The sequence below is a fragment of the Peptostreptococcaceae bacterium genome (assembly GCA_016649995.1).
Lineage (GTDB): Bacteria > Bacillota > Clostridia > Peptostreptococcales > BM714 > BM714.
Genome location: JAENWJ010000004.1, coordinates 37,044 through 46,870 on the forward strand (window position 1 = coordinate 37,044; position 9,827 = coordinate 46,870).

Sequence of the window (9,827 nt, forward strand, 5' to 3'; positions counted from 1 at the left end):
TTTAATCAGGAAGTGATATTAATGAAAACCGTTAACAAAATCATCACCATATTCATCACTTTAATAACAATAATTATCTTCATTCTTTACGGCCATTTGTTTTCCCAAGAGGGTTTACCGGGATTGTGGAGAATTGGGGCTTTCTTAGCCATAGCGGCCTTGATAGCAGCCATGGCTTACACCGGGTACAAACGAATACACGAAATCGAAAAGGAGGATAAGGATGATCTTAGTAAATACTGATTACATTGCTGACAAAAAACTTGAGACGATTTCTATCGTAAAGGGAGCAACTGTACGAGCCAAGCATGTAGGAAAAGACATAATGAGCAGCCTAAAAACCCTGGTTGGAGGCGAAATAATTGCCTATCAGGAAATGATGAACGAGGCCAGGGCAATTGCAACAGAACGAATGGTAAAAGAAGCCGAGGAACTTGGAGCCGATGCCGTGGTAAATATACGCTATGCCACAAGCGCAATCATGCAGGGCGCGGCTGAGGTTATAGTTTATGGAACTGCCGTAAAATTCATCGAATAGAATGGCAATATAAAAAACCCAATCTTTAAAGACTGGGTTTTTTATATTGTCATTCTATTTTAGGGCACAAGAAACTCTAGAGCGCTGCGTATTATTGAAAACTCCAAGGGAAATTCGACCCCTTTTTCTCCGTCAATGTCTACTATGAGTCCGGGGCTTTCGGTTTCCACTTTCAGCTTGTCTGTTTTGAAATAAATAACGTTTGGGTCCTTTATGTGCTGCCCTGATATCAGTTTTAGGAAAACAGCCGCCATATCTATCATGTCTGATTTTTTTATAGCTATAACGTCAAGCAATCCGTCATTAACCTCTGCATAGGGCGCAAAATTCATGAATCCCCCTGTTGAAGATGAATTCATTACTGCAAAAAGGTAAGACTTTATTTCCAATAAATTTCCATCGTATTGAAACCGAAATGTATACGGTCTTCCAATACCATCGCTGACCTCACGAATGCCTGCGGCATAGTAGGCAAGCCTCCCAAACACCGTTTTAATTTCACCAGGTGTTTCATATCCGACTTTGGCCATCATTCCCGCAAAGGCTACATTTATAAAATATCGATTGTTTACCTTTCCTACATCTACCGCTTGGAGCTTGAAACGTTTCACCATTTCGAAAACATCGTCTATGTCCTTAGGCAAATAAAGGTAGTTGGCAAAATCGTTTACTGTTCCGGCCGGAATCAGTGCAATGGGAATTCTGATCTTGTTCTTTATCATGATGTTTACGACCTCATGAATTGTGCCGTCTCCACCAATAACCATTACGAGACCTATGTCTTTACTTGCGGCGGCTTCAACAAAAGCCCTTTCCCTACCGTCTGCTCCTTCATCTATACTCTTAACGCATGAAACTATCCCTTCAATGACCAATCGGCCAACTAAAGTATTCAGATGCTTCTGCACTGTTTTTTTTCCCGCATTTGGATTGTTTACAATCAGCATTTTCATTTTTCTCACCACCTGTTTTTATGAACCCGCTCTTCAAAATATGTGTCATTCGCCGGTTTCTTCTCATCAGGATACCCGAGCGAGATAAGGCAAAACGGAACTATGTTGTCGGGCAGTTTCAAGAGTTTCTTCAATCCGTTCATTCTCTCTTCCCTCGGATAGACTCCCAGCCAAACAGAACCTATTCCAAGCTCCTCGGCCATGAGAAGAATATTCTGCGTTGAAGCCGAGCAATCCTGTATCCAGTATCCCTCATATAGCTGAAGGTTCAAATCCACACATACGCATATCACATGGGATGCATTCTTGACCATTGCGGCGTATGGATGGAAGTCTGGAATGCGCTCCATAATCCTTTTGTCTTCAACGACTATGAAGTGCCACGGCTGTTCATTTCCCGCTGAAGGCGCACACATTCCAGCCTTCAGCAATTCTTCGATTTTTTTATCGTCGATTTTTTTATCCTTGTATTTTCTTATGCTTCTCCTTGTATAGATTGATTTCATTAAGCTCGCCTCCTTCATTCATGCCTGATCATTATCCTTCTTCCGCAATTTTCACATATGCCGTTTTTCAGATTGTAGACCATGCCTTCATACTTGCTTCTATCGACAATCAAGGATCGGCATTCCGGACAGTATGTATTGTTGTCCACTCCCGGAACATTTCCTATATAAACATGATTCAAATGCCTTCGGGCTATCTCCGCAAGGGACTTTATCCTTTCGATGGGCGTCGGAGGGTCATTCCTCTTCCAATCCGGAAAATACCTTGAAAGATGGAGAGGCATATCCTTTTTCAATCCCCCCAAGTATCGGCTCATCGCATCAATTTCTCTTTCGTCTGTATTTAGGTCCTCTATCAAAAGTGTTGTGACCTCAACATGAACACTTCTGCATGAGCGTTCTATTGTCTTTTTCACCGGATTTGCCTTACCGCTGCATATATCAGTATAAAACTTTTCATTGAATGCCTTAAGATCTATGTTCATGGCGTCTACCTGCTCTAAAAGAGCCTCCAATGGATCTTCATTTATAAATCCATTGGTGACCAGAACCACCTTCATGCCCTCGGCATGAATAAGCTTTGCGCATTTTATTATATATTCAGGATTTATTATGGGCTCGTTGTATGTGAATGCCACACCAATGGACTCGCTTCTATAGCGCAGAGCTAGCTCAAGAAGCCTTTCCGCCTCCATATGCAAGGTTTGCGGCCTTTCATGGGCAATTCTGTAGTTCTGACAGAAGTCGCATTTCAGATTGCATCCATAGCTTCCTACCGAAAAAATTTTTTTGCCCGGGTAGTAATGGAAAAGCGGTTTTTTTTCGATCGGATCAATTCCATATGATGTTATTTCACCATATCCCATTGCATAAAGCAACCCGCCTCTGTTCTTCCTTGCTCCACAAATCCCGGTTTCACCTACGGACAACTTGCAGTAATGCGGACACAAAAGACACCTCACCTGCAAGTTTTCAATTTTTTCATAAAACCGCGCTTCCTTAAACATTTGCATCAGTCCTTTTCGGTTGAAATCCAAACTATATGCTCATGTCAATTAAACCATTGCATACCCAACATGTTGATTATCCATAGGCTTCTTGATAAGTCTGTGGATAATTTGCTCCGTTTTTTCATATTAATCAGGGTTAAACGAAAACTTATCCACATTGTCCACATTTTTATCCACACAATATATAGTATTTGGTCAATAATGTCTTATTACGCGGAATCGCGAAAGTTCATAATCCTCATCGGGATTTATATTCGCCTTTTGAAGTGCTATTCGTATTTGTTCCTCCGCGCTGTCTATGCCCTCAAGATTGGGAAGCAGCAATCCCCTTCGTATACCTTTTTCTACGATGACACCATATTCCTTTGGGTTCAAAGACCTTATCGAATATATCTTTTCCGGTTTTTCCAAGATATCCACCGAATACTCAATTTCATAAAGTTCGTCTTTATCAACCGGCAAGAACCTTGGATCCTCCAATCCTGCCTTCAGTGCATTGTCTTTTATTTCATCAAAGATTGTTTCTTTTGTAGGAAAAATGGTTCCTATGCAGCCTCTAAGCTGACCATTTATTTTAAGGCTCACAAAAACTCCCGCCCTATTTTCTATGAGCTCTTTTCGAAATTCTGTGGAATACTCAACCGGCTCCTTTCCAAGGACACGGTTCTCAAGAGACATCCTAGCCAGTCCTACATACGCATCCTCATTATCCCTTATCTTACGCAAATATTCATTCCGCTCTTCATACAGGCTGTCAACAAGGCTTTCATTTATATCCTCAGAAGCTGTCGCTATGTTGAATACTGCTACCCCGTATCCGACTCCAAAAGGCTTTTGATATGAGAGCACCTCCGGATAGTTTTCAATTCCGTCAAGGCATCCAAGGAGTATGTCCAGAGACCTTAGGCCGCATTCTTCGGCCGGTTCACTTTCCTTACGGTCAAATTTCACTATTGACTTGTAGTCTTTATTCCTTATAAGATCAAGCAGCTTATCATCGAATGCCGGCCCGGAAGAATGGAATCCGTAGGGGCCATCTTCCCTCAGCCTATGGGACAGGTCACCGCTTGCTATTACCGATACATTGAAGTCCTTTCTCTCTATAGCTTCCTGTATCGCTTTCCCGAAGCTGTACAAATCCTCGCATGACAACATTCCGTATGTTATGTGTATCAAATCGTAAGCCTTGTACTTTTTATCTATAAAGTAAAGCGGTACTATCGTGCCATGATCGAGTCCTTCTTCTAGGTCATACTGCCTAGCTGTCAAATCATCCACCTTGGCAGTAACAATGCAGCGAAGACCGGCTCTATTTACTATTTCATCAACAAGCACTTTGTTGTTGTTCTTGCTCACATAGACATTGCCGGCGTTAAAACGCTCTAAAGTCCCTCTCAAAAGGGATCCATAGGATATTGCTATGGCATCTCTGAAAACCGGCCCATGCGGTGTTATTACTATGATGGTATCGGGTCTCTTTTGCCTCACATCCTCTGCAATATATTCCATAGACTCGATGGTCGCACTTAATTTTTTTTCTTCCCCCTTGCCTATTTCCTTAATTATTATAGGTGGATGAGGCATTAGGTATGCCGACAGTACTTTCCCCATTTGCAAAGCCCCCTTTAAAAATATATTACCCCCATTGTCGCGCCGCAAAACTAAAAAGCATAATGCATGAGCATTTCGCTTTCTGATTAAGTAAACAATACCACATTGGTCAGTTTTGGAAAAATACAAAAGCGTTTTGAATCACAAATGCAGTCCAATTAAACTATTGATGCATTCCAATGATTTTTTCTTTAGTCTTTAAACTTTCTCTGCAAACTGCAAACTGCCGGCTATTTTGCCTTTTGCTTTTTCTTTCATCTTTTGTTCTTAATCTTTTGCTGCAAACTGCCCACTGCAAGCTGCCTACTGTTTTATGAAGCAACGCAGAAATTGGTGCTTGTCGACAATATGAAAGCACCATGCATATGCATGGTGCTTAGAATAACAAAACTTATCTTTTTGAGAATTGAGATGCTTTTCTTGCTTTTTTAAGACCGTATTTCTTTCTTTCAACCATTCTAGAGTCTCTTGTAAGGAATCCTTCCTTCTTAAGTACCCCTCTGAGTTCTCCGTCCGCTTTCAAAAGCGCCCTTGAAACTCCGTGTCTTAAAGCTCCGGCTTGGCCTGTTGTTCCTCCGCCATTAACTTTCGCTAAAACATCAAATTTGCTTTCTGTTTCAGTCAGCAAAAGAGGTCTTCTTACTTCCATTCTGAGAGTTTCGTAGTTGAAATACTCTTCAATATCTCTACCATTTATTAGAATTTTACCATTTCCAGGCACCAATCTAACCCTGGCAATGGACTTTTTCCTTCTTCCGGTTCCATAATACTGAACACTAGCCATTTAACCATCCTCCTTCTTTATACTTGTATGTCCAAATCTTCAGGCATTTGAGCCTGATGGTTATGTTCCGCACCTTTGCACACTTTAAGTTTTTTAATTACCTGTCTACCAAGCTTGTTGTGGGGAACCATACCCTTTACTGCTTCGTATACGATTCTATCGGATTTAGTAGCCATCATTTCTCTATACGTTCTCTCTTTGAGTCCGCCAGGATAGCCAGTATGCCATCTGTACATTTTTTGATCAAGCTTCTTGCCTGTCAACTTAACTTTGTCCGTATTTATGATGATTACGAAATCACCTGTGTCCACATGCGGTGTATAAATCGGTTTGTGTTTTCCTCTGATAATATTGGCAACTTGCGATGCCAATCTTCCAAGCGGCTTATCTGTTGCATCTACCACATACCATTTCTTTACAACCTCATGAGGCTTAGCTACAAAACTTTTCATTACTTTACCTCCCAAATATGAATATGCTTCATATGTTTATTCTATTAAAAAAATGAATTTTCAAAACCCGGGGCATTGGGTTTGCTTGAATATTTCACTTTTCACACTCTTGATATTATAATACGCCAGTCTTCAGGTGTCAAGGCAAATAACTTCTAATCGATATATTTTACCGTTTTTAGATAAAGACCCTGAGGCGGAGCCAATCGCATTGTTCGCCTATTGTCTTTGTCTTCTAGTATTTTAGGAATTTCACCAATTTCCAGACTTCCGCTTCCTGCTTCAAGCACTATTCCGACTATTCTCCTGACCATGTTGTACAAAAAACCGTTTCCTTCAACTTCCATAATAAGCAGATCGTTTTCCCGGGAAATTTTCGCCTTATAAATCGTCCTAACCGTCTTCTTTATTTTCGATCCAGAAGACATGAATGCCTTGAAATCATGCTCCCCTATAAACATTTGAAGCGCCTTCCGCATTTTTTCTTCTTCGAGATTGCGATAATAATGGTATGCGTAGTTTCTGTAAACAGGTCTGCATACACTCCCGTTTTGAACCCTGTATAGATATGTTTTTCTTTTTGGATCGTATCTCGAATGAAAATCCATAGGAACTTCCTCTGCCGAAAGTATTGCCACATCCGGAGGAAGGTATGCATTCACCGCCCGCGAAAATCTGTCCAATGCAATTTGAGTTTCCGATTTAAAATTGGCAACCTGTCCCAATGCGTGGACCTTTGCATCTGTTCTCCCGGAGCCAATGATTGACACTTCTTCATTTAAAACAACTGACAATGCATTGTTCAGGACTCCCTCGACAGTCCTTAGACCTACTTGCTTCTGCCATCCGCAGAAATCAGTCCCGTCATATTCAATAGTAAGTTTTATGTTTTTCACTTTCCCACCTGCCGTCAATGTCTAGTTCTTCCTCTGAAAACTCCGCCTTTGTTGACTCTTCCGTCGCTTGTGCAAATGAAGCTGCTCACATGATTCTTTTCTATTATTTCGTAAATTCTATTTAAGTCCCGGCGCTTTAGGCTTATAAACAAAAGATACCTTTCTCCATCTCTGCCTTCACCTTTTATAACAGTTACGCCAAAGCCGTTTTTCCTGAGCTCGTCAACCAATCGGTCCTCTCTTTGATCAACGATGATTCTGAGCACAAGCTCTCCTAACGCAATTTTTTCTTCTATCATTATTCCAACATAATTGCCCACCGAAAATCCGATGGCATAGGCTCCTATGAACCATATATTATCTAGGTCATTCATTACAGTACCCAATACCACTATGAAAAGAAGGGATTCAAAGAATCCTATAAATGATGAAAAGAACTTTTTGTTTTTAGTCATCAGAATGGTCCTGATAGACACCAGCGCTGCAATTATTACACGCGCCAAAAAAATGTACAAACCTTTTAAAATTAATGCTTCCACTTTTATTTTCTCTCCTTATTGATATATTGTAAACCTTTCATGTTCATCTGAACCTTAAAAATATCAGATATCCAAAACATAAAAATACCATAATCGAACCCGCCGCGTCACCTCTATTAAACTTAAGCTGCTTCATACGGGTTCTACTTTTGCCGCCTCTGTAGCATCTTGCCTCCATGGCGGTGGCCAAATCATCCGCGCGTCTGAATGCCCCTATGAATAGAGGAACAAGCAGTGGAATAAGGCTTTTGGCTCTCTTTACAATGTTTCCACTTTCAAAATCGGCCCCTCTTGCCATTTGGGCCTTCATTATCTTGTCAGTCTCCTCAAGTATTGTCGGAATGAATCTTAGCGCAATGGTCATCATCATTGCCAATTCATGTGCCGGCACTCCTATTTTCTTAAATGGACCAAGGAGCTTTTCTATTCCGTCAGTCAGTTCTATCGGAGATGTTGTCAACGTCAGGATTGATGTCCCTATAATAAGGAATACGAGTCTAAGACTCATGAAAACCGCCTGATTCAAGCCTTCCCTAGTGATTTTGAAAATCCCAATTTCATAAAGAACCTCTCCACGCGTCAAAAACATATTAATTGTGAAGGTAAACAGAATTATCAAGAATATCGGTTTAAGCCCTTTAAGTATGTACTTCAGAGGGACTTTCGACAAGGCTATCACAATCCCTAAAAGTGCGGCCACATATAAATAATTGGACAATGAATCGACTAAAAACAGAACGATAACGAATCCAAAAACAGATAATATCTTAAGCCTCGGATCCCTGCGATGAACCATTGATTCGACGGGATAGTACTGTCCTATAGTTATATCTCTAAGCATTTTTTCTGCTCCTTGCCAATCTCATTATTTCTTCTTTGGCCTCTTCCACTGTCAATGCCCCCTTTTTAACATCAGTTAATCTCTGACTCAGTTTTTCCATTAGCGCTGTCATCTGGGGCACTCCCAAATCTATGTTTTCAAGCGCATCAACCTGTGAGAAAACTTCTTTTGGCGTTCCGGAAAAAGCTATTGAACCCTTGTTTATTACAAGAACCTTTCCGCAAAGCCTTGCTATATCTTCCATGCTATGAGAAATCAAAAGCACTGTCGTATTATGTTTTTTATGAAGCAAACTAATCTTTTCGAGAATCTCGCTTCGCCCTCTGGGATCCAGGCCGGCTGTCGGCTCGTCCAATATGAGAACCTCTGGTTTCATCGCAATTATTCCCGCAATTGCAACCCGTCTCCGCTGACCTCCACTCAGTTCAAAAGGAGAGCGATCCTTTATCTCATCAAAATCAAGTCCAACCGTTTCAATAGCTTCCTTTGTCCTTTCATTCACTTCTTTTTCCGAAAGTCCCAAATTTCCAGGTCCAAAAGCAACATCCTTCTCAACTGTTTCTTCAAAAAGCTGGTACTCCGGATATTGGAACACGAGGCCGACTTTTTTTCGGACATCATTCATTTTAACTTTTTTTCCTGTAATATCAAGTCCGTTTATCAGTATTGTGCCGGACTCAGCCTTAAGCAGCCCGTTGAGGTGCTGTATTAACGTAGACTTTCCTGAACCTGTATGGCCTATGAGCCCTGTAAATTCACCTGTTTCTATTTCAAAACAGATGTTTCTGAGAGCCATGGTTTCAAAAGGGCTTTTGGGGTTATATGTGTGTGTAAGATCCTTTACAATAATCGACATAATTCATCCACCATTTCTTCCATAGTCAGTATACCGTCTTTTACCTTTAGCCCCTCCGCTTTAAGGGCGTTTGCCAAAAGTGTCACCTGAGGCAAGTCAAGTCCGCATTCCATAATGATTTCCGGCCTGGAAAAGACCTCTTTTGGTGTTCCCTGAATGACTATCTTCCCGTCATCCATTACCAAAATTCTGTCGGCGCGAACAGCCTCCTCCATGAAGTGCGTTATATGAATAATTGTTATTCCTTCTCTTTTGTTGAGACCGGTGATTGTTTCGATGACTTCTTTTCTGCCTGCGGGATCAAGCATAGCTGTCGGCTCGTCAAGAATTATGCATTCGGGCTTCATCGCCAATATACCAGCAATCGCAATCCTCTGCTTCTGGCCGCCCGACAATAGGTGGGGAGGTTTTCGCTTGTATTCATCCATTCCCACGGCTGCTATGGCCAAATCTACTCTTTTTCTTATCTCTAGCGGAGGAATACCCAAATTTTCCGGGCCAAAAGCAACATCTTCCTCCACAATTGTAGCTACTATCTGATTATCTGGATTTTGGAAAACCATTCCAGCGCTTCTTCTGATTTCCCAAAGATTATTTTCGTCTTTAGTGTCCATTCCATTGACCAGCACTTGGCCATCACATGGAAGAAGTATTGCATTTAGCATTTTAGCCAATGTGGACTTTCCTGAGCCGTTGTGACCTATCACAACAACGAATTCACCGCGCTTGACCTGAAACTCCACATTGTCAACCGCCAAGAATTCCTCTTCTTCAATTATATATTTATATGAAGCTTTTTTTACTTCGATAATATTTTCCATTGCTTTGCCTCTACTTCCAA

13 protein-coding genes are annotated in these 9,827 nt (G+C 41.2%); 2 read left to right on the forward strand and 11 right to left on the reverse strand.

From position 1 onward, the window contains the following. Window positions 1-21 precede the first annotated feature (21 nt). Together JJE29_01675 and JJE29_01680 are read left to right on the forward strand one after the other, a co-directional pair. Complete coding sequence (locus tag JJE29_01675) at window positions 22-243, forward strand: hypothetical protein (GenBank protein MBK5251337.1); 222 nt, start codon at window positions 22-24, stop codon at window positions 241-243. Beyond that, entirely contained in the window at window positions 224-538 is a 315-nt protein-coding gene (locus tag JJE29_01680) for a YbjQ family protein (GenBank protein MBK5251338.1), read from the forward strand. The genes JJE29_01675 and JJE29_01680 overlap by 20 nt, the downstream gene beginning before the upstream one ends. Before the next feature lie 59 nt (window positions 539-597). Here the strand turns inward: JJE29_01680 and JJE29_01685 are convergent, their stop codons facing one another. The 11 genes from JJE29_01685 to JJE29_01735 form a co-directional block, all read right to left on the reverse strand. After that, window positions 598-1,491 (reverse strand): diacylglycerol kinase family lipid kinase, encoded by an 894-nt coding sequence (locus tag JJE29_01685; protein ID MBK5251339.1) that lies wholly within the window; start codon window positions 1,489-1,491, stop codon window positions 598-600. A 5-nt stretch (window positions 1,492-1,496) separates the two neighbouring features. Next, a complete protein-coding gene (locus tag JJE29_01690; GenBank protein MBK5251340.1) occupies window positions 1,497-1,997 on the reverse strand; it encodes a nitroreductase family protein in 501 nt (166 codons plus the stop codon). A gap of 14 nt (window positions 1,998-2,011) precedes the next feature. Continuing rightward, window positions 2,012-3,004: an AmmeMemoRadiSam system radical SAM enzyme gene (amrS, locus tag JJE29_01695; protein MBK5251341.1), complete on the reverse strand. Its 993-nt coding sequence runs from the start codon at window positions 3,002-3,004 to the stop codon at window positions 2,012-2,014. Window positions 3,005-3,202: 198 nt separating this feature from the next. After that, a complete protein-coding gene (amrA, locus tag JJE29_01700) occupies window positions 3,203-4,618 on the reverse strand; it encodes an AmmeMemoRadiSam system protein A (GenBank protein ID MBK5251342.1) in 1,416 nt (471 codons plus the stop codon). 391 nt (window positions 4,619-5,009) lie between these two features. Then, window positions 5,010-5,402 (reverse strand): 30S ribosomal protein S9, encoded by a 393-nt coding sequence (rpsI, locus tag JJE29_01705; protein MBK5251343.1) that lies wholly within the window; start codon window positions 5,400-5,402, stop codon window positions 5,010-5,012. Between the two features lie 17 nt (window positions 5,403-5,419). Then, the gene (rplM, locus tag JJE29_01710) at window positions 5,420-5,854 is read right to left on the reverse strand and encodes a 50S ribosomal protein L13 (protein MBK5251344.1); all 435 of its coding nucleotides are present in this window, start codon (window positions 5,852-5,854) and stop codon (window positions 5,420-5,422) included. Between the two features lie 155 nt (window positions 5,855-6,009). Beyond that, complete coding sequence (gene truA / locus JJE29_01715; GenBank protein MBK5251345.1) at window positions 6,010-6,750, reverse strand: tRNA pseudouridine(38-40) synthase TruA; 741 nt, start codon at window positions 6,748-6,750, stop codon at window positions 6,010-6,012. A 14-nt stretch (window positions 6,751-6,764) separates the two neighbouring features. Beyond that, window positions 6,765-7,289 carry a DUF2179 domain-containing protein gene (locus JJE29_01720; GenBank protein ID MBK5251346.1) on the reverse strand — a complete coding sequence of 175 codons (525 nt, stop codon included), beginning with the start codon at window positions 7,287-7,289 and terminating at the stop codon, window positions 6,765-6,767. A 43-nt stretch (window positions 7,290-7,332) separates the two neighbouring features. Beyond that, window positions 7,333-8,130 (reverse strand): energy-coupling factor transporter transmembrane protein EcfT, encoded by a 798-nt coding sequence (locus tag JJE29_01725; protein ID MBK5251347.1) that lies wholly within the window; start codon window positions 8,128-8,130, stop codon window positions 7,333-7,335. Next, window positions 8,123-8,986, reverse strand: a complete 864-nt coding sequence (locus tag JJE29_01730; GenBank protein ID MBK5251348.1) for an energy-coupling factor transporter ATPase — start codon at window positions 8,984-8,986, stop codon at window positions 8,123-8,125. The genes JJE29_01725 and JJE29_01730 overlap by 8 nt, the downstream gene beginning before the upstream one ends. Further along, entirely contained in the window at window positions 8,971-9,807 is an 837-nt protein-coding gene (locus JJE29_01735) for an energy-coupling factor transporter ATPase (GenBank protein ID MBK5251349.1), read from the reverse strand. Before JJE29_01735 ends, JJE29_01730 begins: the two co-directional genes overlap by 16 nt. Window positions 9,808-9,827: the final 20 nt, after the last annotated feature.

Excerpts from the sequence above, each read along its gene's own strand:
- JJE29_01735 (MBK5251349.1), bottom strand. The coding sequence starts at position 9,807 with ATGGAAAATATTATCGAAGTAAAAAAAGCTTCATATAAATATATAATT.
- JJE29_01725 (MBK5251347.1), bottom strand. The coding sequence starts at position 8,130 with ATGCTTAGAGATATAACTATAGGACAGTACTATCCCGTCGAATCAATG.
- JJE29_01685 (MBK5251339.1), bottom strand. The coding sequence starts at position 1,491 with ATGAAAATGCTGATTGTAAACAATCCAAATGCGGGAAAAAAAACAGTG.
- amrA (MBK5251342.1), bottom strand. The coding sequence starts at position 4,618 with ATGGGGAAAGTACTGTCGGCATACCTAATGCCTCATCCACCTATAATA.
- amrS (MBK5251341.1), bottom strand. The coding sequence starts at position 3,004 with ATGTTTAAGGAAGCGCGGTTTTATGAAAAAATTGAAAACTTGCAGGTG.
- rpsI (MBK5251343.1), bottom strand. The coding sequence starts at position 5,402 with ATGGCTAGTGTTCAGTATTATGGAACCGGAAGAAGGAAAAAGTCCATT.
- rplM (MBK5251344.1), bottom strand. The coding sequence starts at position 5,854 with ATGAAAAGTTTTGTAGCTAAGCCTCATGAGGTTGTAAAGAAATGGTAT.
- JJE29_01675 (MBK5251337.1), top strand. The coding sequence starts at position 22 with ATGAAAACCGTTAACAAAATCATCACCATATTCATCACTTTAATAACA.
- JJE29_01730 (MBK5251348.1), bottom strand. The coding sequence starts at position 8,986 with ATGTCGATTATTGTAAAGGATCTTACACACACATATAACCCCAAAAGC.
- JJE29_01690 (MBK5251340.1), bottom strand. The coding sequence starts at position 1,997 with ATGAAATCAATCTATACAAGGAGAAGCATAAGAAAATACAAGGATAAA.
- JJE29_01680 (MBK5251338.1), top strand. The coding sequence starts at position 224 with ATGATCTTAGTAAATACTGATTACATTGCTGACAAAAAACTTGAGACG.